The organism is Aestuariirhabdus haliotis (assembly GCF_023509475.1).
GTDB lineage: Bacteria > Pseudomonadota > Gammaproteobacteria > Pseudomonadales > Aestuariirhabdaceae > Aestuariirhabdus > Aestuariirhabdus haliotis.
Genome location: NZ_JAKSDZ010000002.1, coordinates 150,025 through 172,876, shown reverse-complemented (window position 1 = coordinate 172,876; position 22,852 = coordinate 150,025). Strand labels below are relative to the sequence as shown.

Below are 22,852 nucleotides of genomic sequence, written 5' to 3'. Positions count from 1 at the left end.
GTCGAAGACAGAAACGAAGGACTAAGAACTATGGTTCGCAAGCTTGTATTGGCTATGGCAGCAGCGGGAGCTTTGAGCTCTACGACAGCGCAGGCGCTAGGGTTGGGGGATATAACCCTGCGTTCTGGGCTTAACCAGCCACTGAGTGCAGAAATTGAACTGATCGAATTGAAAGGGCTCGGTCAAAGTGAGGTTTTACCCAGCCTGGCATCCCGAGAAGATTTTACGTTGGCGGGCGTTGAGCGTGACTTCTTCCTGACCAACTTAAAGTTCAAAACCATAGTGAGAGCCGATGGCTCAGCTTATGTTGAGGTGAGCAGCCGTAAACCGGTTCGTGAGCCTTACCTTAATTTCCTGCTTGAACTGCACTGGCCAAATGGTCGTTTGCTGCGTGAATATACGCTGCTACTCGACCCGCCTACGTTTACCGATGAGATTCCTGCACCAGTTGCACCGCCTGCAGCGAAACCTGTAGATCCGGTTGCATCCAGCAAACCAGCGATGCCAACAGCCAAGCCTGACTCCAAGCCAGCAATGAAGCCAGCGGAGCCCGCTAAGGCGATGACGCCCGAACAGCCTCGTGTTGATAGTGCGGATCTGGGTGGTGGAACCTACACAACATCTAGCAATGATACGTTGTGGGAGATTGCGGCAACGAATCGTCCTTCTAGAGACGTTAGTATTCAGCAGACAATGGTGGCGATTCAACAAATCAATCCGGATGCCTTTATTAAGCAGAATATAAACTTGCTTAAAAAGGGGCAGGTATTGCGTTTGCCGAACCTTGATGAGGTTGAGCGCTTAACGCAGCGCCAGGCAATTGCTGAAGTGGCCGTGCAAAATCAGCAGTGGCGTGATCAGCGCAATCTTGGTGCGCCGCAGCTTGATGCGTCACGTCGCGATTCAGTTGAATCTGAAACACCCAAAGAAACCGATGATGGCAAGCTGTCTTTGGCTAGTGCCAGTCAAACGGGCGAGAACACTTCCGGTAGTGATAGTGACAGCGCCATGGCTGGTGCCGACACCGAAGCGCTTCAAAATGAACTGGCCATTACTCAGGAAAAACTCGATAAAGCACTTCGTGAAAGCGGCGAAACCAGTAGTCAGCTAGGTGAGCTTGAAGAGCAGATTGAAACCTTGCAGCGCCTGTTGTCGCTTAAAGACGAGCAGCTGGCGGCTCTTCAGGCCCAATTGGCTACACAGAGCGAAAGCCCTGAAGAGGTTGATTATAATTATGCGGAAGAGCCAGTAGATGCTGGGCAGCAGCCAGCTGTGACACCAGAGTCTGGTGATTCTTCTGTAGCCGTTCCAATGCCTAAGCCAGAACCTAAGGTGGAGGAGCCGACTCCAGAGCCCAAACCTGAGCCAGTACCTCCAAAACCCGAAGTTGCTAAACCAACCCCTGTAGTGGAAGAACCGTCATTGCTTGATCAGGTTCTTCAGAACCCCATTTACCTGGCCGCAGCCGGAGGGGTTGTTGTTTTGTTGGTGGGCCTTGGTTTGATGGCTCGTCGTCGCTCAGCTGGTGGGGATGATCAGTCGGACGACCTGTCCCAGCCTGTCGAACAAATTGATGAGGTCGCGCCTGAACTTGATATGGCGGCCGATTCGGATGCAAGTGTTGATGAGCGTGGTGCTGAAGAAGAACTTTCCCTTGATGGCGACCTTGATGATGTCTCTGAAACAACCACCGCTCAAACAGGTGATGCCATCGGTGAAGCCGATATTTATATCGCTTATGGGCGTTACAATCAGGCCGTTGAGCTGCTGACTAATGCTATTGTGAAGGAGCCTTCTCGCTCTGATTTGAGAGTAAAGCTGCTTGAAGCTTATGCCGAAATGAAGGACGCGCCTGCTTTTGTCAAGCAGGAAAATGAGCTAAGTGCTCTGGGTGATTCCATCGCAATGCAGGAGGCGGAATCACTGAAGGCCAAATTTCCAGCAGGTGCTCTAGAAGCCGCGGGATCTGGTGTTGCCGGCGCTGAGGGGCTTGATGTAGATGATCTCGACGAAGCCTTGTCCCTGGATGATTTGAGTGCCGGTGAGGATGCCGCGGAATTTTCTCTCGATGATCTTGAGGTCGATACGGCTGAAGATGACTTTATGCAACTGGCGGGATCTGATGCTGAAGACTCGCTGGATTTTGGCCTGGATTCCAAGGAAGAGTTGTCACTTGATGATCCTCTAGAATTGGATTCGTCGCTGGATGTCGACATCAATAACCTCGATGAAGTCGATGATAATGAGTTTACCCTGGATAATGAATTAACCCTCGACGCTGAAAATGATGAGTTTGATCTGGGAGATCTCGAGGCGGGTATAACTGAAGAGCCGGATGCCGAGCTTGATCTGTCCTTGGGTGGCGAGCCGGAGGCGGATGATCTTGAGGAGTTGGGTCTGGATCTGACGGAGGATCTAGCAGCAGAAGCTGAGGTTCCGGCTGAGCTTGATGATGAGTTTGACCTGTCGCTTGATGACCCCGAAGCTCCTGCAGAGGAATCTCTAGGGGAGGAGCTTTTCGATGCGTCGGATGATAAGGGGCTTCCCGATATTGAGTTTGAGCTTGGTGATGCTGAAGAGGATTTGGCTGCTGATCTTGAGTTGGAGGCGGAGCCTGATTTGGAAGTAGCTATGGATGCAGACGTATCTGTGGCTGAAAATGTGGCCGAGCCAGCGAAGGGTGACCTCGATCTCAGTGAGATTGATTCCGACAGTGCTGATGATTTTGATCAGTTAGCTGAAGGTTTGGCTTCCGGTTCCGACATGGCAGCCTTAGATGCGGCTACTGAAAGTCTGGCATCCGAATTTGAGGTTGAGGGTGAAGATTCAATGGATGAAGAGTTCGATTTCCTGGCCGGAACCAATGAAACTTCTACCAAGCTGGACTTGGCTCGAGCCTATGTAGATATGGGCGATGTTGATGGTGCCCGAGATATTCTGGAGGAGGTGCTGAAAGAGGGTGATGAAGCACAACTGAAAGAAGCTCAAGGTCTGTTAGATCAAATCGGATAATGATCAATGAAGTGAATGAAGGGGCAGGGTCTGTAGACTCTGCCCTTCGTCGTTATGCTGCAAGCGTTCAGTATGATGGGGCTGATTATCATGGCTGGCAGGCCCAGCGCTCAGGAATTGCTTCTGTTCAGCGTCATGTAGAGTCTGCTTTTGGTTCGGTGGCCAACCATGAGGTGTCAGTAGTCTGTGCAGGACGTACTGATAGTGGCGTGCATGCGAGTCATCAGGTTATTCATTTTGACTCTCCAGCCAAGCGGACACCAAGGGGGTGGGCTTTTGGTGCCAATGCTAATTTGCCAGACGATATTGCCATCAACTGGGTTCAGGAAGTGGATCCTGACTTTCATGCTCGCTTTTCTGCCGTTTATCGACGCTATCGCTATGTGATTCTTAATCAGCCTACACGATCTGCTATTTTGCCGAGAGGCGTGACCTGGAATTACCGGCCCTTGGATGTCGATAAGATGGAGGAGGCGTCCCGTTGTCTGTTGGGAGAGCACGACTTTTCTTCTTACAGAGCTGTCGGTTGTCAGGCCAAAAGCCCGGTGCGAACGATTACGGATCTGAAGGTTCAGCGGTTTGGTTCGCTGATTGTGATTGATGTTCAGGCGAACGCATTTCTACATCATATGATTCGAAATATAGCCGGTGTATTAATGGCCATTGGTTCCGGTAAAGAGCCGGTTAGCTGGGCGCAGGAAGTGCTTGACCACAAGGACAGGGCTCGAGGGGGAGTAACGGCGCCACCCTATGGGTTGTATTTCGTTGATGTAGGTTATCCGGAGCAGTTTAGTCTGCCCAGGCCGGGTATTTTAGGACCCATGTTTCTAGGTCCCCTGCTGGCATAATTGCAATACTCAAAGAGAAATCAATCTGTTACTATCGCATCATTTGAGGCATTTCAATGGACGTTACGCGGGTCAAGGTTTGCGGTATTACCCGCCTTGAGGATGCTGTTGCGGCAATAAAGGCTGGAGTGAATGCGCTTGGATTCGTTTTTTATCCTCCAAGCCCTCGATATATATCGCCAATCGATGCGGCGGCTGTGATCCAAAAGCTACCTCCTTTCGTAACAACTGTGGGTTTGTTTGTCGATACACCTGAATTGGAAGTGCAGGCAGTAATCGATCAAACCCGATTGGATCTGTTGCAGTTTCATGGCAACGAATCAGCAAGTTATTGTAATAGTTTCTCACGTCCTTTTATCAAGGCGTTGCGAGTTCGCAGTCATGATCAAATTGCTGCGGAGATGACTTTATATCCAGATGCTCTTGGATTGCTATTAGATACTTATAAGAAAGGAGTTCCGGGCGGCACAGGAGAGGTCTTTAATTGGGACCTGGTTCCCCCAAGTCTCCAGCCAATTATTCTTGCCGGTGGACTTGATGCTGCTAATGTGGGGCAAGCTATTGCCTCAGTACGGCCCTATGCTGTGGATGTGAGTGGTGGTGTTGAAGCCGCACCCGGCATAAAGGATCACCAAAAAATTCTGGCGTTTACAAGAGAGGTAGCCAGTGTCAGATATTAAAATGAGTACCGAAGAGTTGTTGAACATGCCTGATGCGGGGGGGCATTTTGGTCCCTATGGCGGTCGGTTTGTATCCGAAACCTTGATGGCTGCGCTGGATGAGCTGGCGCTAACCTACGAGAAGCTTGCAAAAGATTCTGCGTTTCAAGCTGAATTTGATCGCGATCTGGCTTTTTATGTGGGCCGCCCATCCCCTCTTTATCTGGCTCAGCGATGGTCGGATAAAATTGGTGGTGCTCGGATCTTTCTCAAGCGTGAAGATCTCAATCACACCGGCGCTCATAAGGTGAATAACACCATTGGGCAAGCGCTTCTGGCCAAGCATATGGGTAAAAAACGGGTTATTGCTGAGACCGGAGCCGGTCAGCACGGAGTGGCCAGTGCCACTGTTGCAGCCCGTTTGGGTATGCAGTGCACGGTATTTATGGGAGCAGAGGATATTCAGCGCCAGGCCCTGAATGTTTACCGCATGAAATTGCTGGGTGCCGAGGTGGTCTCTGTTGAATCCGGTTCTCGAACTCTCAAGGACGCCATGAACGAAGCTATGCGTCATTGGGTCACCCATGTGGATGACACCTTTTATATTATTGGTACGGTGGCAGGCCCTCATCCTTACCCTAAACTCGTACGTGATTTTCAGGCGGTGATCGGGCGTGAGGCTCGTGAGCAATGTCTGGAGCAAAATGGTCGTTTGCCAGACGCTCTGGTTGCTTGTGTTGGCGGTGGCTCTAATGCGATCGGCCTGTTCCATCCTTTTATCGCAGATGAAACAGTCAAAATGTATGGTGTAGAAGCAGGGGGTAATGGTCTGGATACAGGTCAGCATGCTGCTCCGCTATGCGCGGGAAAACCTGGAGTACTACACGGTAATCGGACCTATCTGATGGCAGATGCGGCTGGCCAGATCATCGAAACCCATTCGGTTTCAGCGGGTCTCGATTATCCGGGCGTAGGGCCTGAGCATTCTTTGCTCAAAGATGTCGGTCGTGTTGATTATGTTGCTGTAACCGATGAAGAGGCACTTACAGCGTTTCGTGATCTGACACAGTTGGAAGGCATAATGCCTGCTCTGGAGAGTAGTCATGCGCTAGCCTATGCTGAAAAGCTAGCTGCAACTATGAGTTCCAATCAGATAATTGTTGTCAATCTGTCGGGGCGGGGAGATAAAGATATCCATACCGTGGCGGCTATTGACGGTATTCAGGTGCTGGATTAATCGGGGTGGAATGTAATCGTTATGAGTCGAATTAAAGATTGTTTTCAGCGCCTTGAACAGGCAGGACGTAAAGCCCTTATTCCCTTTGTAACTGCAGGTGATAGTTCGCCCGAGCTAACGGTTCCACTGATGCATGCAATGGTTGCTGAGGGAGCGGATATTATCGAGTTAGGGATACCTTTTTCAGATCCGATGGCGGATGGTCCAACTATCCAGTTGGCCAGTGAGAGGGCTTTATCACATGGTGTTACATTAGCTGACGTTTTCGCCATGGTGTCAGAGTTTCGCACCAAGGATAATCAGACCCCGGTTGTGCTGATGGGGTACCTAAATCCTATCGAAATTATGGGTTATGAGCTGTTTGCCAATCGCGCTGCCGAAGCGGGTGTTGATGGCATACTGACGGTTGATCTTCCTCCTGAGGAAACGGATCGTCTGAGTGTTTATCTTCGCGATAAGCAGATCGATACAATTTTTCTGGTGGCACCAACCACTACGAAGGAGCGTATTCGTAGCATCTGTAGCAAGGCCAGTGGTTATGTTTACTACGTATCGCTTAAGGGTGTTACCGGCTCGGCTGCGCTGGATACAACGGCAGTGGCTGAACGTATCAATATGATGCGTGAGCTTACTGATCTGCCTTTAGGTGTTGGATTCGGCATTCGTGACGGTCAAGCAGCGGCCAGTGTCAGTCAGTGTGCCGATGGAGTAGTGGTTGGCAGCGTTTTGGTTGACCAGATAGCCAATAATCTGCAGCAACCGGATAAGGCTATTGCTGGTGTTTCCGCTATTCTGAAAGATATGCGGGCGGCAATGGATAAGCTGAACAGTTAGTAAACAGACTGGAACCACAGATGAGCAACTGGCTTGTTGATAAACTGAAATCATCCCTGAGCGGTCGTGAAGCCGATAAGCGCAGTAACGTGCCAGAAGGGTTGTGGAAGAAATGTGTCAAGTGTCATTCGGTACTCTACCGTCCAGAACTTGAAAAGAACCTGGATGTTTGCCCGAAGTGCGAGCATCACATGCGCATTACAGCTCGAACCCGGATCGATTATTTTCTGGATAAAGAGGGTCGTGAAGAGCTTGGTGCCGAGTTTGTGCCTGAAGACCGTTTGCGATTCAAAGACAGTAAAAAATACAAAGATCGTTTGGTGACTGCGCAAAAGAGCACGGGTGAAACGGATGCTCTGGTCGCCAGTCGCGGTACGGTTAATGGTGTTCCGGTAGTGGTCGTGGCTTTTGAGTTCTCTTTTATGGGAGGCTCAATGGGTTCCGTTGTAGGGGCTCGCTTTGTCAGGGCTGTCGATGAGTGTCTGGAGCATAAGTTGCCGCTGATTTGCTTTTCCGCCAGCGGCGGCGCCCGTATGCAAGAGGCGCTTTTTTCCTTGATGCAAATGGCTAAAACGTCAGCTGCACTGGAGAAGATGAAACAGCTTGGATTGCCTTACCTGTCAGTTCTCACCGATCCGGTTTATGGTGGCGTATCTGCTAGCCTGGCTATGTTGGGTGATGTGAACCTGGCTGAACCCAATGCCTTGATTGGCTTTGCAGGCCCGCGAGTGATTGAGCAAACCGTGCGTGAAAAGCTACCTGAAGGCTTCCAGCGCAGCGAATTTTTACTTGAGCATGGTGCGGTCGATATGATTATCAATCGCTCCGACATGCGCAACACACTGTCAGGCCTATTATCCAAAATGCAAGGACTTGAAGCACCGCTGCAAGAGCAGCCTGTCGTCCTTGAGGAGACTAAGCCGGAGCCGGAAGCGGCAGAAGTAGAGGTTGATGAAGTCTGATCAGCTATCGGTTTGGCTTGAATATCTTGAGCGGTTGCATCCGGTAGAGATTGATTTGGGTCTGGATCGGGTAGCGAAGGTCGCCCAATCAATGGGTTTGCTCACAACGCCAGCTACAGTTTTCACTGTAGCTGGCACTAATGGTAAGGGTAGCACCTGCGCTTTCCTCTCTTCGATTCTAGAGGCCTCTGATTATCGGGTTGGGGTCTATAGCTCTCCACACCTTTTGCGGTATAACGAGCGCATGGTCATTAATGGGGTTGAGGCGACAGACCAGCAAATTGTCTCCAGCTTCAAGCGTATAGAAAGCGCTCGTGACACGACCTCTCTGAGCTATTTTGAATTTTCTACTCTAGCTGTGCTGGATATCTTTCAGCGCTCGAATCTCGATGTGTGGTTGCTAGAAGTCGGCTTGGGTGGTCGCCTGGATGCGGTCAATATTATTGATGCCGATGTCGCAGTAGTTACGTCGATCGCGCTTGACCATGAGGATTGGCTGGGCTCCGACCTTGATGTGATCGGGAAGGAAAAAGCCGGGATCTTTCGTGCCGCAAAGCCGGCTATCTATGGTGGTCGTCAACTCAATTCGGGGGTCGTTGATGAAGCCCAGCGGACAGGGGCTTTTCTGTTGTCCAGAGGGGAGGCGTTTACGCAAACCTCAACAGGTCAAGGTTGGTGTTACGAAGGCATAGATTTACAGGGCACTGCCCATATTCTGGAAAATTTACCTGAGCCCGTTTTGCCATCTGATAACGCCGCTACCGCTATTTGTGCGCTTCATAACTCTTCTTTATCGATTCCTGATTCAGCGGTATATCAGGGGATCCAAAATGCCCGTCTGTCTGGACGCTATCAACAGTTTACGGTGACCAATAGCTGCGGTTACACCATACCGCTTGTGCTGGATGTCGCTCATAACCCACAGGCTTCAGAGGCCCTCTGTCAGCGTCTGGAGGATCACCCTGTGGAAGGCCAGACCCTGTGTGTTTTGGCCATGCTGGCAGATAAGGATATAGAAGGAGTAATACAGTCCTTGGCACCTGTCTGTGATGCTTGGTTGCTGTCTCAGGTAGCGGTGCCCAGAGCCTGTCCTGTGTTACGGTTAGAACAAGCTTTGGCAGGGATCGCATCTGCTTCGGTGTCCTTGTATAGTAGTGTCGAGAACGCATTGATTGAGGCTGTTGAGTCCTCGTCCGGTAGCGATAGAGTGTTGGTGGTAGGGTCTTTTTTTACCGTTGCACAAGCGATTGAAGTCATTGGGCGGCTAGATGCCGACCCGGCTTAGGATGTTATAGAGCGGATTATTCATGGAGCAAAACATTCGACAGCGCCTGATAGGTGCCTGCGTATTACTGGCGCTGGGTATTATATTTCTGAGCTGGCTGTATGAGCCAGTCCCTCATCGCAGCAAGGCCAGTATTATCCCTGAACCTCCTCAGATGCCCGAGGTGCCTGAGTTTATTGCTGGAGAGCAGGAACGCGCTCAGCAAGTAGACTTGCAGGTGGCGATGGAAACTCAGTATCAGGAGCCGAAACCAGAGCCGGAATCCCGATTAAAGGAAAGTTCCAAGCCTGAACTCGAAGCTTCAGGTGTGCCAAAGTCATGGACCCTTCAGATGGGGGTTTTTGCAAATCAAGACAATGCCAAAGCCCTCGTAGTCAAGCTGCAGAAGTTAGGCTATAAGGCTTATAGCCGAACCTGGGTGCGAGAAGGTGAGCAGAGGGTGGAGGGTGTTTATGTTGGCCCTATGGTCGACCGGGACGACCTGTTCCCCTTGCGCGATAAGCTTCAGAAACAGGTTAAATTAAAAGGTGTTGTCGTTCGCTATCATCCCTAGTGGATCGTATGGGCAAGCTACAACCTCTCTGCTACAATTCCCGCCTTTGACGGACGTAGAGCTAAAGCGAATCTGATTGTGTCATTTACCTGGGTAGACTGGGCCATTCTGGCGATCATTGCCATTTCGGCGCTAATCAGCATCAGTCGGGGTTTTTTCCGAGAAGCGCTCTCGTTGGCGACCTGGATTGCCGCCGTGGTTATTGCGTGGACCTTCGGTGGAAGCCTGTCGTTGATGTTTACCCATTATATCGAGATTCCATCTGTACGTATTATTGCCGCTTGCGTGCTCTTATTTATAGCCACCCTGATGGTAGGCGCCATGATTAATCACCTGATTGCAGAGTTGGTTAAAATGACTGGGCTATCTGGCACAGATCGCGCTCTGGGTGTGATTTTTGGTGCCTGTCGCGGTGTATTACTTGTTGTGATCCTGGTCGGTGTAGTGGGTTTCGCCCCGGTGCAGAAAGACCATTGGTGGCAACAGTCCCAGTTAATTCCCCATTTTCAGATATTGGCTGAGTGGTCCAAACACTCGGTAATGAGGGTGGTGGGGCCTTTTATTAATTCCTCCAGTTAACGAAGCATAGCTTCGGGCTGGTCCTCAGCAGAGTAACCGAGGTATACGATTGTGTGTGGCATTGTAGGTATCGCAGCAAAATCCCGGGTTAATCAGGAGCTTTACGACGCCCTGACGGTTCTTCAGCATCGGGGGCAGGACGCCGCAGGCATAGTTACCGGGGAAGGTGATCGCTTTTTCCTGCGCAAGGAAAATGGGCTGGTGCGCGATGTGTTCCGCACCAGTCATATGCAGCGTCTGGTAGGTAATATGGGGATCGGTCATGTTCGTTACCCAACCGCTGGATCCTCGAGTTCAGCTGAAGCTCAGCCTTTTTACGTTAACTCCCCCTATGGGATTACTCTGGCCCATAACGGTAATCTAACCAATGTGGAGGAGATCAAGGAACAGCTGTTCAAGAGCGATCTCAGGCACATTAATACCAATTCTGACTCAGAAGTATTGTTGAATGTATTTGCCCATGAGCTGTACAAGCAGCAGAAGTTGAAACCTGCGGCCGATGATATTTTTCGCGCTGTCGAGCGTGTGCACCAGCGTTGTCGAGGTGGCTATGCTGTGATTTCAATGATTCTTGGGCATGGGATTGTTGGTTTCCGCGACCCCAATGGCATTCGACCGATGGTCTTTGGCAAGCGCGAGTCCGATCTGGGTACCGAGTATATGATCGCCTCAGAGAGTGTCGCACTGGATTCGCAGGGCTACACATTGATTCGTGATGTGGCACCTGGTGAGGCGGTCTATATTGATGCCGATGGTGAGTTGCACACCCACCAATGTGCTGAGAATCCCAGACTGGTTCCTTGCATCTTTGAGTATGTCTATTTTGCCCGTCCGGACTCCCGCATGGATGGCAGCTCTGTTTACAAATCTCGCCTAAAGATGGGGGAGAAACTGGCTGAAAAAATACTTCGCGAGCGTCCAGAACATGATATTGACGTGGTTATTCCGATCCCCGATACCAGCCGTACCTCAGCCTTACAGCTGGCAAACCGTCTGGGCGTGAAATTCCGCGAAGGTTTTATTAAAAACCGTTACATCGGTAGAACCTTTATTATGCCGGGGCAGGGCGAGCGTAAAAAATCGGTTCGGCAGAAGCTGAATGCTATCGACCTTGAGTTCAAGGGCAAGAATGTACTGCTGGTCGATGACTCTATCGTGCGTGGGACGACTTGTAGTCAGATTATTGAGATGGCGCGTGACGCCGGTGCCAAGAAAGTTTACTTCTGCTCGGCGGCGCCGGAAGTTCGCTATCCGAATGTATATGGTATAGATATGCCGGCAGCCAAAGAGCTGATTGCCAATGGCCGCACCAGCCAGGAAATTTGTCAGCTTATTGGTGCTGACTGGATGGTTTACCAGGATCTGGACGACTTGATTGACTCGGTGCAGGAGGGCGTTGAAACACCCTTTGCCGGTTTCGAGTGCTCTGTGTTCAATCACGAATACGTCACTGGCGATATTGATGAAAACTATCTTAATCGCATCGAGCAAGCCCGAAATGACGGCGCCAAGAATCAGCAGGAGCTGCGCGAGAACGCGATCATCGACCTGCATAATGATGAGTGATACAGACAAGAGAAGCGATATGGCCGGTAGTAACGACGATAGACTGGATTCTGATCTCGAGGGTGCACATTTAGATACACTCGCTGTGCGTGCCGGACAGCTCCGTACCATGGAAACAGAGCATGGGGAGCCGATCTTTACGACTTCGAGTTATGTCTTTCGCAGTGCGGCAGATGCGGCTGCTCGCTTTTCCGGTGAAGATCCCGGCAATGTGTATTCCCGCTATACCAACCCAACGGTTCGTACACTTGAGGAGCGTATGGCTGCTCTAGAGGGTGCCGAACAGGCTGTCGCTATGGCTAGCGGCATGGCAGGTATTCTAGGGGTCTGTATGGCTCTGCTGACTTCTGGTGACCATGTTGTGGTTTCACGCAGTGTCTTTGGCACCACTACTACCATTTTTACCCGCTACCTGAAACGATTTGGGGTCGAAACTACCTTTGTTGACCTTACCGATATTGCAGGGTGGCAACAGGCGATGACGGCTCGTACGGCCATGCTTTTTGTTGAGACGCCTTCGAATCCTCTTAGTGAAGTAGCGGACCTCAAACAGCTGTCGCAATTGGCCAGGCAGCATGACGCCATGTTGGTGGTCGATAATACATTTTGTACCCCGATACTTCAGCGGCCCATGGAATTGGGGGCCGATATCGTTGTGTATTCGGCGACCAAATACCTTGATGGGCAGGGGCGCTGTATGGGAGGACTGGTCGTTGGCCGCGCTGAGCAGATGAAGGAGATGGTCGCTTATCTTCGGGCGGCGGGACCTACCCTTAGCCCTTTTAATGCCTGGGTTATCCTTAAGGGCTTGGAAACCCTGCGCTTGCGTATGCAGGCTCATTGCGACGCGGCTAAGCAGTTAGCGCTCTGGTTGCAGCAGCAACCCAAGGTAGAGCGGGTTCATTACAGTGGCTTACCCGAACATCCTCAGCATGAACTGGCAAGCCAGCAGCAGCGAGGTTACGGGGGCGTTATCGCTTTCGAGGTCGCAGGAGCAAAGGCTGAGGCTTGGCGTTTCATCGATGCCACCCGCATGATCTCTATTACTGCCAACCTGGGGGATACCAAGTCCACTATTACCCATCCAGCGACCACAACCCACGGGCGGCTCAGCCAGGAAGAACGTGACCGTTCCGGTATTCGCGATAACCTGATTCGTGTTGCCGTAGGGCTGGAAACGGTTGAGGATATCATTGCTGATCTTGAGCGTGGATTAGCGGCGGTCTAGGACATATTAGAAGCGTAAAAGTAAGCTCGGGCGTCGAATGGCTCCCGAGCTTTTTTGTTGACGATATTTCTTGCTAATGTCTCGTTTTAAGGTAAGAAATTCTGGGCGCGCTTGTCGGGTCTGATATGCTGTGCACTTACATGCTCAAAGGTACTCAAGCTGCAATGGAAACAGTAATCAAAAACTGCCTGACTGAACTGGAAAAGGTGATGGTAGGTAAGCCTCATCAGCTGCGTCTTGCTTTGTGTTGCTTGATAAGTCGCGGTCACTTATTGATAGAGGACCTGCCGGGCATGGGTAAAACCACATTGGCTCAGGGCTTGGCCAGGGTGATGGGGCTCAGTTACAACCGGGTGCAGTTTACCAGCGATCTGTTGCCCGCTGATATTCTTGGCGTGTCGGTTTATGATCGTGAGCGAAGCCTGTTTGAATTTCATCCAGGACCAATATTCTCCCAGGTAGTACTGGCCGATGAAATCAACCGCGCTACTCCCAAGAGTCAAAGTGCGCTGTTGGAAGCGATGGAAGAAAAGCAGGTAAGCATTGAAGGCGAAACACGTCCGTTACCGTCTCCTTTCTTTGTTATAGCCACCCAGAACCCGCAATCTCAAGCGGGCACTTTTCCTTTGCCGGAGTCGCAGTTAGATCGCTTTTTAATGCGGCTTCAACTCGGCTATCCTGATGCCGAAGCCGAACGTCATATTCTGTTGGGTGATAGTGGCCGGATTAACATGCAACATATACAACCTTGTCTTGATAGTGATCAATTAGCTGAATTGCAACAGCAGGTGGCGAGCGTGCGCCCGAGTAGTGCGCTTATTGATTATTTGCAGAGATTGATCGCCTATACCCGCACCAGTGACCAGTTCGCCTGGGGACTTTCACCAAGAGCGGCCCAGGCATTGCTGCAAAGTGCAAAAACCTGGGCTTGTATGGATGGTCGAAATCATCTTTTACCGGAGGATATTCAAGCGGTTCTACCTTCAGTCGTTGAGCATCGGTTACGTGAGCAGTCTGACCAGAGAGGTTATTCCGGAGAAGCTCTGGGCCAACGTTTGCTGGCAGAGGTCGATGTGGTCGGCTAGGACGATTCAATGCCAGGAATACGAAACAAACTCAGAACTCTTTTTAACGGCTGGATCAGTCGGCGTATTCCTGCACATTCTCGTGTCACTCTGAATCATCGACGCATCTTTATTGTTCCGACGCGCACAGGCTATCTGTTTTTATTGTTAATAGCCGCCGTGTTTTTGGCCGGGGTAAATTATCAGAACAGTATGAGTTTTGCTGTCGCCTTCTTGTTGACCAGTTTGTTTGTTGTAGCAATTCACCATACTTACAATAATCTGGCCGGATTAACATTAATCGGCGTTCGCGCCGGGGCAGGGCACCTGGGTGATGATCTGCCCTTTCGTCTGGAGCTCAATGCAGGCGGCAAGGTTGATCGGTACGCTATTGAGTTGGGCTGGCCGCAAGGTATTCAGCAGTCGGTTACGGTTGTTCCTGGGGAAGCGTTACCCTTAACGCTGTATTTGCCGGCGCCGCGAAGAGGCATATTTCGCCCCGGCCGGTTACGGGTTCAAACCCGGTACCCGCTAGGGTTACTGGTCGCCTGGAGCTGGGTGGATCTCGATCTGGCAGCGTTGGTTTACCCAAGACCCTTATCGGCTGTTCTACCTGCCGGGGTCAGCAGTCATGGTGAGGGTGAATTAATGGATGAGGTATCCGGTGTCGATGACTTTTCCTCGATTCGTGAATATCAGCCTGGCGATGCACTTAACCATCTGGCATGGAAGCAAAGTTCGAGGCACCAACAACTCTTTACCAAGGAATTTGTCAGTTCCCGTGAGCGGCGTTTATGGCTTGATTGGGAGGTAACGACTGGTCATGTTGAGATCAGACTTTCCCATCTTTGTTATTGGTGCTTGCAAGCAGAGCGTGAGCAAGAAGACTATGGTCTTCGCCTGCCGGGTATTGAGATCGCACCTTCCCATGGTCAGCATCACCTTGAACACTGCTTAAAAGCGCTGGCGCTATGTCAACTCTGAACCCTAACCAGATACCTCGCACGGCTCTGTTCTGGCTGCTTGCTTGTCAGTTGTTGGCGGTGCTGCCGCACTTCGGTCGATTACCCATTTGGGTGTTGCTGTTAGCCATCGTTTGCACGAGCTGGCGCTTAATGATCTTTACGGGGCGCTGGAGCTATCCACCGTTTTGGTTAAAATCCATGCTGTTGCTGTCGGCGGTGGCGGCCATTCAATGGCGGTATCATTCGCTGGTCGGGCTGGATGCTGGAGGCTGTCTGTTGGTTGCAGCCTTTATCCTCAAGCTGTTGGAAATGAAATCCCCACGCGATGCTTATCTGGTAATTTTTCTTAGTTGCTTTGTAGTGGTGATTGCCCTTTTGTACGATCAATCCCTGGTCAGTTCCAGTTTTGCCATGCTCAATTTCCTGGTGATTGTTGCGGCCGCTGTAGGCTTAAATCAAGGTGGTTTGCGCGAGCGTCCGCTAGCGGCGGCAAGAAAAGCTACGGTGATGTTGCTGCAGGCGATTCCATTAGCCATTATTTTGTTTGTGTTGGTGCCGCGAGTCCCGCCTTTGTGGTCCGTTGAACCTCCTGGCTCGCAAGCTCGCACTGGATTGAGTAATAGTATGGCGCCGGGTGATATAGCGCAGCTGACGCAGTCCGATGAATTGGTGTTCAGAGCGACCTTTGAGGGTGCGGTTCCTGAACAGCGAAATCTGTATTGGCGAGCGTTGAATTTATCCTACTTCGATGGGCGGCGCTGGTCGGAGCGGCCTGTCAATCAAGGTCAAATCGAATACCGGTTAAAGGCTCCCCCCAGTGCTGCTCGCGATCGAGTGGCGTTGGGCTCGGCTGTCGATTATCGAGTGATTCTAGAACCAACAGATCAGCGTTGGTTGTTTGCCCTGGATATGGTTTCTTCCTCCGTGCAAGGGGCCACATTGACGAGAGATTCAAGGTTGTTGACCCCGGATACAGTAGAGCGGCGGTTTAGTTATGCGGTGCAATCGGCGCTTGATTATCGGCTTGATTCTGAACTGGATAGCTGGATACGTGAATTTTATCTGCAACTACCAGATGCTGGCGATCCACGTACACGTGAGTTCGCCAGGGATTTGTACCGGTCTGTTAACGAAGACGGTTTGCAGTTTGTTCAAAGTTTGATGACTCGCTTCAGGGAGCAGGAGTATTTCTACACTTTGCGACCTCCCGTGTTACGAGACGATACGATTGATGGCTTTCTGTTTGAAAGTCGTCGGGGCTTCTGTGCTCATTATGCGGGGGCTTTTGTTTTCCTGGCCAGAGCGGCTGGTATACCTGCACGAGTAGTGGTTGGCTATCAGGGTGGGGAGGTGAATCCTGAATTGAGTGTTGTTCAGGTTCGCCAGTTTGATGCCCATGCCTGGGCTGAAGTCTGGTTGCCTGAACAGGGGTGGTTGCGTGTTGATCCTACAGCGGCGGTGGCTCCCGATCGAATCGAACAAAATCTCCAGCAAGCGGTAGCGGAAGAGGGCAGCTTTCTGGAAAATGAGCTTTTTTCGGCTCACCGATATCAAGGTATTCCTCTGTTAAGCCGCCTCCGGTTGCAACTTGATATGCTGGAGTATTATTGGCATCAGAATGTTCTGGATTTTGATCAGCAACGCCAGCAAGGCTTTTGGCAAGATTGGTTAGGTGGCGTGGATATTGGTCGAGTAGTGATTGCCTTATTGGTTGCGGCGGCTATCACTCTGGGCGCTTTAGGTGGCTGGGGGTGGTGGTCGCAACGTTTGCCAGCGAGGGACCCTATTGTCAGTGCCTACCTGTTATTTTGTCGTCGATTGGAGCGTTATGGCTTAACAAGAGAGCAGGGGGAGGGTCCCTTGGATTTCCTCAAGCGCATTCAAGATCAACAACCGGACATTGCCAAAAATGCCGAGCATCTCACCCGTTTGTATGTGAATGCCCAATATGTATCATCGGCTCAACATAAAGCTGGTTGGAAGAAGCAAAGGGTAAAGGCAATGAAGCGAATTATTCGACGCTTATAGTTCAATAGTTTGATTAACTCTGACTGAATTTGACGCATAAAAAACCCGCCGAAGCGGGTTTTTTATGCCGGGTCAGAATCTACTGAACCTGAACTGCAGCAATGCGCTGGCCTTCATCCGCCGCTTTCTGATAAGACTCCATTTCATTGAAGTTCAGGTAGCGATAGACATCGGCAGACATGCTGTCGAGATCCTTGGCATAGTTCATATACTCTTCCGGTGTTGGCAGTTTACCCAGAATCGCAGCAACCGAGGTCAGTTCTGCAGAGCCCAGATAAACGTTGGCACCGGTACCCAGACGGTTCGGGAAGTTTCGAGTAGAGGTCGAAATTACCGTAGAGCCCGGAGCAACCCGTGCCTGGTTACCCATGCACAGCGAACAGCCTGGCATCTCGGTGCGAACACCCTTGGTGCCGAAGATGTTGTAGTAACCCTCTTCCATCAATTGGTCTTCATCCATCTTGGTCGGCGGTGCCATCCAGAAACGAGTCGACAGGGTGTCATTGGTGGATTCCAGCAGCTTGCCCGCGGCACGGAAATGACCGATGTTGGTCATGCATGAACCAACAAAGACTTCGTCGATCTGGGTGCCAGCAACGTCGGACAGCAATTTAACATCATCCGGATCGTTCGGGCAGGCAACCAGGGGCTCGGTCACTTCAGCCAGGTCGATGTCGATCACCGCGGCGTACTCCGCGTCGTTGTCACCTTCCATCAGCTCAGGATTCTGCAGCCACTTTTCCATGTTCTGGGCGCGGCGTTCGATGGTACGAACATCGCCATAACCCTGCTCGATCATCCAGCGTAGCATGGTGATGTTGGAAGTCAGGTATTCACGAATCGGCGCTTCGTCCAGCTTGATGCTACAAGCAGCAGCGGAACGCTCGGCAGCGGAGTCGGACAGCTCGAAAGCCTGTTCGACTTTAAGGTCTGGCAACCCTTCAATCTCCAGGATGCGGCCTGAGAAGATATTGATCTTGCCTTTCTTCTCAACGGTCAGTAGGCCCTGCTGAATGGCGTAATAGGGGATCGCATTGACCAGGTCACGCAGAGTGATACCAGGCTGCAGTTCACCCTTGAACCGCACCAGAACAGATTCGGGCATGTCCAGAGGCATAACGCCGGTAGCGGCGGCGAAAGCCACCAGTCCGGAGCCTGCAGGGAAGGAGATACCAATCGGGAAACGGGTATGTGAGTCTCCACCGGTGCCGACGGTGTCAGGCAGCAGCATACGGTTCAACCAGCTATGGATAACACCATCACCGGGGCGCAGAGAAACGCCGCCACGGTTCATAATGAAATCGGGCATGGTGTGCTGCATCTGCACGTCTACAGGCTTGGGGTAGGCTGCGGTGTGACAGAACGATTGCATGGTCAGGTCGGCAGAAAAACCGAGGCAAGCCAGATCCTTCAGTTCATCACGGGTCATAGGGCCAGTGGTATCCTGGGAGCCAACCGTCGTCATCTTGGGCTCGCAATAGGTGCCAGGACGAACGCCTTCAACGCCGCAGGCCTTGCCGACCATCTTCTGGGCCAGGGAGAAACCTTTGCCGCTATCGGCGGGTTGAGTCGGGACGCGGAACAGATCGGTGGGGCTCAGGCCAAGTGCTTCACGGGCTTTATCGGTCAATCCACGACCGATGATCAGAGGGATACGACCTCCCGCCTGAACCTCATCGAGAATGACGTCGGATTTGAACGTGAACTCGGATAATACTTCACCGCTTTCGGAAAGGATCTTGCCGTCGTAAGGGCGGATTTCAATAACATCACCCATGCCGAGCTTATCGACCGGGGCTTCGAACACCAGCGCACCAGCATCTTCCATGGTGTTAAAGAAAATCGGGGCAACCTTTGAGCCGATGCAGATACCGCCAGCACGCTTGTTAGGTACACCTTCAACGTCTTCGCCGAAGAACCAAAGCACAGAGTTGGTGCCGGATTTACGTGAAGAGCCAGTGCCGACAACATCGCCTACAAAGGCAACGGGCAAGCCTTTGGCTTTAACTTCGTTGATCTGGGCGATAGGGCCTTTGACGCCGTGTTCTTCAGGGGTTAAACCATCACGTTCCATTTTGTACATGGCGTTAGCGTGGAGCGGAATGTCGGGGCGCGACCAGGCATCTGGCGCTGGGGAAAGGTCGTCGGTGTTGGTTTCGCCGGTCACCTTGAATACAGCAACCTTGATGCTTTCGGCAACTTTGTCACGGGTGGTGAACCATTCAGCGGCAGCCCAGGATTCAAGCACAGCCTTGGCGTTTGCGTTGCCTGCTTTGGACTTCTCTTCCACGTCGTGGAAGGCATCAAAGACGAGCAGGGTCTTTTTAAGTTGCTCGGCAGCGATCTCAGCAAGAGCTGCATCGTCAAGCAGAGCAATCAGGGTTTCAATGTTGTATCCACCGAGCATGCCACCCAGTAGTGTTACTGCTAGTTCTTGATTAATAAGGGGGGAGCTAGCTTCGCCCTTGGCGACGGCGGATAGAAAGCCTGCTTTTACGTAGGCGGCTTCATCAACTCCGGGAGGCACTCGGTTGGTGATCAGGTCGAGGATGATCTCTTCTTCACCAGCGGGTGGGCTTTTCAGCAGCTCGACCAAAGCAGCAACCTGTTCTGCGTCCAGAGGTTTGGGTGGAACACCCTCTTTGGCGCGCTCTTCTACGTGTTTACGATAAGCTTCTAGCACTTTGAAATACCCTCATCAGTTATTCTGTCGCCCAAGCTGGAATCTGGTGTGATTCAGCCTCCAACAGGTATGCGTCACGGGCTGGTAACCCCTCAAATTGGCGGCGAAATTATAACGGAGGCGTGCTTGGAAGTTAAGTAAGACGTTGGATTAGAAGGGTATATCGAGCATTCATGGAATGAATGAAGGCCCCTCGGTTGAGGGGCCTGGACGCTAGCTTTCAAGTTGTGGGGTCTAGCCTTGAGTGACTACGGTCTCGAGGTGTTCCATAATGTCAACTGGCTTTAACGTCAGTACGTCGCAGCTGATGCTGTCGAGTATCAGCTCGGCAGTGTTGCCGATAATGGCCCCGCTAATTCCGGTACGTGCCACGGTGCCCATTACAACCAGTGAGGCATCGATTTGCTCTGCAAGCTGTGGAATGTAGCTCTGGGCTGGACCTTCTCCAATATGAACGCACTCGTCGGCTACTTTGTGCTGGCTGGCGTAAGGCGTGCAAGCGTCGCGATACAACTTTTCCAGGCTCTCAATGTTCTGGTACACCGGGTCCGGGGAGGAAAGCATGGGGGCGGGGTGTGCCGCTCCAATATGGCATTCGGCGTCTGCCAGGCCTGCGATATCGTGGGCATGGGTCATAATTACTTCGTTAAGGATCTGGTGATCCTGATCGGTGGTGTCGGCATCGATCGAGGCAAGAATATTGCCATCTTTCCAGGGGCGATCATTTTTGACCAATAACACTGGGCAGGGGCAGCGGCGTAATAGCTTCCAGTCCGCAGGGGCAAAAACGGCACGCTTTAGTTCATTTTCTTCTCGGGCATCTTTAATGACCAGAGCGCAACCTTCGGCTTGCTGTACCTGAATGATGGTGGTGGTCAGGCTTTCGTGCCACTCTTCATGGCCCTCGGCCTTAATGCCGCTTGAGTGAACATTTTCAACCAGGGTGTTCATCGCGGCTTGTGAGGAGGTATCGGAATTTTTGTTGCATGCAAGAAGGTGCAGAGTTGCGCCTGTCACCTTGGCGATCAGTTTGCCGCGCTTGAGTGCTGTGTGCTCAGCTTTCCTGGTATCAACGACTACCAGAATGTTATTTATACTATGCATTTAGCTTCATCCCCTAGTGGGCATCTATGCCCTTTGTTTGCGAGAGAACCTGTCCCTTTGTTGCGACTTTGCCACCTCGTTCGACTCGATCTCGATGGGGTGCAGGGCTCTAGTTATGGTGTCCGTAGGGACATTTATAACACTTGTTTGAATCATATCAAGCGTTTTGCCCGTGCATAGTTATAATTGCTGAGCCATGTCATGCTCAATCGCTCTAAATGGTTAAAAACACTGATATCCTATCGTTTCAGGATCTAAATCGTTGTAAGGGTGGTGAGAATAATGGCGTCGAGTGATGCGGATGTTTTGAAGGAAATTAATGCTTTTTTGGCTTGTGAGACTCCTCAGGCCTGGTTGCAGAGAGCCCTGTGTGAGCCAGAAATATTGTTAATCGACCATGCCAATTGCGAGAAAAAGGCAGCATCAACGGCGCTGCGAATGATGTTTCGCTATGTGGAGCATACTGACCTGCTGAATAAAATGTCGCGACTGGCCCGTGAAGAACTCCGGCACTTCGAGCAAGTGCTAGCCATTATGCAAGCAAGAGGTGTTGAGTACCGTCATCTGTCAGCCTCAGGTTATGCTTCCAGGCTGCATCAGCACGTCAGGACTTGGGAGCCTGCACGACTTGTTGATCAGTTAATAATCGGTGCCTTTATTGAGGCGCGGTCCTGTGAGCGCTTTGCTGCGTTAGCGCCTCTGCTGGATGAGGAGTTAAGCGCCTTTTATCTTTCGCTATTGCGTTCAGAAGGTCGCCATTATCGCGGTTACCTGGAGCTTGCTCGTAACAGCTCAAGTGAGCCTGTCGAGGACCGAATCGTGTTTTTTCGTGAGCTTGAGAGGGCGGCAATTGAGGAGGAAGATCCTGACTTTCGCTTTCACAGCGGTGTGCCCATCAGCACCCAGGCTGAGGATTTGGATGCCAGTGGGCAGTTTGTTGTTAGCTGAGCATTTTATGCGCTAGCTTGCAGCCTTCTCGCTGGCATCTGGTTGAGTTTCTTCTATCTCGAAGCTTTCCAGTTCTAGAGAGTCCGGGGTGGCCCTAATTAGCCAGCCTTGCTGTTCCCAGTCCCCCAGTACAATCCGCTCTGCCGCTTCTCCCTGAATGTTCATAGGGTGACGGGCTGGTCGATGGGTGTGACCGTGGATTAACCGTTTGCAACGATTCTTGGCCATAATTCGCTCAACCTCAGCAGGGGTTACATCCATAATTTCACGGGACTTTGTCGGGCCCTGTTGCTGGCTGTTGGTGCGCAGTTTCTGAATGGATGAGGTGCGGTAGCTTAGCGGCAAATGCAAAATCAGCCAGCGCATTATCGGGTTGCGGGTGACCCTTCGAAAGCGTTGGTACGCAATGTCCAGGGTGCAGAGACTGTCGCCATGCATAAGCAGAGTCGGCTCGCCGTACAGGTCGACTACCGTAGGGTCGGGCAGAATCGTGCAACCTGCCTTTTTGGCGAACTCCTTGCCGATCAGCAGGTCTCTGTTGCCATGCATAAAATACACCGGGGCAACATTCTTGCTGAACTGCTTCAGGGCATCTGCAATGCGCCCCTGGAAAGGGGTAATGCCGTCGTCGCCGACCCAGTATTCAAAGAAGTCGCCAAGAATGTAGAGGGCTTCGATGTCCTCGCCGCAATTCTCCAGCAGCTGTAAAAAAGCCCGACCAATGGCCGGGCGCTCTTCCTGCAAGTGCAGGTCTGAAATGAACAGCGTAGTCAATGACTATTCCTCAATCACCTCAGCGCTTTCGATCACGACATCCTCAACGGGGACATCCTGGTGAAAGCCCGCATTGCCGGTGCGTACCGCTTTAATGGCTTCGACTACATCCATACCGTCAACGACTTTGCCGAAAACCGCATAGCCCCAGCCTTGTTCCGTTTTGGCGGTGTGGTTAAGGAAGCCGTTATCGCTGACGTTGATGAAAAACTGAGCGCTGGCAGAGTGCGGGTCATTTGTGCGGGCCATGGCAATGCTGCCGATCTCATTGCTTAATCCATTATCCGCTTCGTTTTCGATGGGGGCATTGGTCGCTTTTTCTTTCATGCCAGGTTCAAATCCCCCCCCTTGAACCATAAAGTTACCGATAACGCGATGAAAGATTGTGCCATTGTAGTGTCCCGAGCGGACATAGCTTTCGAAGTTGGCCGCTGTTTTCGGGGCTTTTTCGTGATTCAGTTCAATTTTGATATCGCCATGGTTGGTGTGCAAAACAATCATTGCCGGTTCCTTATGTTAGAGC

The 22,852-nt window shown here is 51.5% G+C and carries 19 protein-coding genes; 15 read left to right on the top strand and 4 right to left on the bottom strand.

The window, feature by feature from the left end; all coding sequences use genetic code 11:
- The first annotated feature begins 30 nt into the window (after positions 1-30).
- The 14 genes from MIB40_RS02690 to MIB40_RS02625 all read left to right on the top strand — a co-directional run bounded on the left by MIB40_RS02690 (position 31) and on the right by MIB40_RS02625 (position 16,820).
- A complete protein-coding gene (locus MIB40_RS02690; protein WP_264758415.1) occupies positions 31-3,012 on the top strand; it encodes a FimV/HubP family polar landmark protein in 2,982 nt (993 codons plus the stop codon).
- On the top strand, positions 3,012-3,860 hold the full coding sequence (gene truA / locus MIB40_RS02685) for a tRNA pseudouridine(38-40) synthase TruA (protein ID WP_249690495.1): 849 nt from the start codon (positions 3,012-3,014) through the stop codon (positions 3,858-3,860). Before MIB40_RS02690 ends, truA begins: the two co-directional genes overlap by 1 nt.
- A gap of 56 nt (positions 3,861-3,916) precedes the next feature.
- Positions 3,917-4,540 carry a phosphoribosylanthranilate isomerase gene (locus MIB40_RS02680; protein WP_249690493.1) on the top strand — a complete coding sequence of 208 codons (624 nt, stop codon included), beginning with the start codon at positions 3,917-3,919 and terminating at the stop codon, positions 4,538-4,540.
- A 1-nt stretch (position 4,541) separates the two neighbouring features.
- Positions 4,542-5,756 (top strand): tryptophan synthase subunit beta, encoded by a 1,215-nt coding sequence (gene trpB, locus MIB40_RS02675; protein WP_249690782.1) that lies wholly within the window; start codon positions 4,542-4,544, stop codon positions 5,754-5,756.
- A 21-nt stretch (positions 5,757-5,777) separates the two neighbouring features.
- Positions 5,778-6,590, top strand: a complete 813-nt coding sequence (gene trpA / locus MIB40_RS02670) for a tryptophan synthase subunit alpha (protein WP_249690490.1) — start codon at positions 5,778-5,780, stop codon at positions 6,588-6,590.
- A 20-nt stretch (positions 6,591-6,610) separates the two neighbouring features.
- Positions 6,611-7,552 (top strand): acetyl-CoA carboxylase, carboxyltransferase subunit beta, encoded by a 942-nt coding sequence (accD, locus tag MIB40_RS02665; RefSeq protein WP_249690489.1) that lies wholly within the window; start codon positions 6,611-6,613, stop codon positions 7,550-7,552.
- Positions 7,542-8,837 (top strand): bifunctional tetrahydrofolate synthase/dihydrofolate synthase, encoded by a 1,296-nt coding sequence (gene folC, locus MIB40_RS02660; RefSeq protein ID WP_249690487.1) that lies wholly within the window; start codon positions 7,542-7,544, stop codon positions 8,835-8,837. The genes accD and folC overlap by 11 nt, the downstream gene beginning before the upstream one ends.
- A 22-nt stretch (positions 8,838-8,859) precedes the next feature.
- The gene (locus MIB40_RS02655; RefSeq protein ID WP_249690484.1) at positions 8,860-9,390 is read left to right on the top strand and encodes an SPOR domain-containing protein; all 531 of its coding nucleotides are present in this window, start codon (positions 8,860-8,862) and stop codon (positions 9,388-9,390) included.
- Positions 9,391-9,468: 78 nt separating this feature from the next.
- Positions 9,469-9,969: a CvpA family protein gene (locus MIB40_RS02650; RefSeq protein WP_249690482.1), complete on the top strand. Its 501-nt coding sequence runs from the start codon at positions 9,469-9,471 to the stop codon at positions 9,967-9,969.
- A gap of 51 nt (positions 9,970-10,020) precedes the next feature.
- On the top strand, positions 10,021-11,535 hold the full coding sequence (gene purF / locus MIB40_RS02645) for an amidophosphoribosyltransferase (RefSeq protein ID WP_249690480.1): 1,515 nt from the start codon (positions 10,021-10,023) through the stop codon (positions 11,533-11,535).
- A 19-nt stretch (positions 11,536-11,554) separates the two neighbouring features.
- On the top strand, positions 11,555-12,763 hold the full coding sequence (locus MIB40_RS02640) for an O-succinylhomoserine sulfhydrylase (RefSeq protein WP_249690477.1): 1,209 nt from the start codon (positions 11,555-11,557) through the stop codon (positions 12,761-12,763).
- A gap of 164 nt (positions 12,764-12,927) precedes the next feature.
- Positions 12,928-13,848 (top strand): AAA family ATPase, encoded by a 921-nt coding sequence (locus MIB40_RS02635; RefSeq protein WP_249690476.1) that lies wholly within the window; start codon positions 12,928-12,930, stop codon positions 13,846-13,848.
- Positions 13,849-13,857: 9 nt separating this feature from the next.
- On the top strand, positions 13,858-14,811 hold the full coding sequence (locus MIB40_RS02630; RefSeq protein ID WP_249690474.1) for a DUF58 domain-containing protein: 954 nt from the start codon (positions 13,858-13,860) through the stop codon (positions 14,809-14,811).
- Complete coding sequence (locus MIB40_RS02625; RefSeq protein WP_249690472.1) at positions 14,799-16,820, top strand: transglutaminase TgpA family protein; 2,022 nt, start codon at positions 14,799-14,801, stop codon at positions 16,818-16,820. The genes MIB40_RS02630 and MIB40_RS02625 overlap by 13 nt, the downstream gene beginning before the upstream one ends.
- 79 nt (positions 16,821-16,899) lie before the next feature.
- Here MIB40_RS02625 and acnB read toward each other — a convergent pair whose 3' ends face one another.
- The gene (gene acnB, locus MIB40_RS02620) at positions 16,900-19,503 is read right to left on the bottom strand and encodes a bifunctional aconitate hydratase 2/2-methylisocitrate dehydratase (protein WP_249690469.1); all 2,604 of its coding nucleotides are present in this window, start codon (positions 19,501-19,503) and stop codon (positions 16,900-16,902) included.
- A gap of 234 nt (positions 19,504-19,737) precedes the next feature.
- A complete protein-coding gene (locus tag MIB40_RS02615) occupies positions 19,738-20,607 on the bottom strand; it encodes a universal stress protein (RefSeq protein WP_249690467.1) in 870 nt (289 codons plus the stop codon).
- Positions 20,608-20,889: 282 nt separating this feature from the next.
- Here MIB40_RS02615 and miaE point away from each other — a divergent pair, with 282 nt between their 5' ends.
- Positions 20,890-21,555, top strand: a complete 666-nt coding sequence (miaE, locus tag MIB40_RS02610) for a tRNA-(ms[2]io[6]A)-hydroxylase (RefSeq protein ID WP_249690465.1) — start codon at positions 20,890-20,892, stop codon at positions 21,553-21,555.
- A gap of 12 nt (positions 21,556-21,567) precedes the next feature.
- On the opposite strand, the gene MIB40_RS02605 is transcribed toward miaE, so the two are convergent.
- Positions 21,568-22,329 (bottom strand): UDP-2,3-diacylglucosamine diphosphatase, encoded by a 762-nt coding sequence (locus MIB40_RS02605; RefSeq protein WP_249690463.1) that lies wholly within the window; start codon positions 22,327-22,329, stop codon positions 21,568-21,570.
- Between the two features lie 3 nt (positions 22,330-22,332).
- Positions 22,333-22,830, bottom strand: a complete 498-nt coding sequence (locus MIB40_RS02600; protein WP_249690461.1) for a peptidylprolyl isomerase — start codon at positions 22,828-22,830, stop codon at positions 22,333-22,335.
- Between the last annotated feature and the right edge of the window lie 22 nt (positions 22,831-22,852).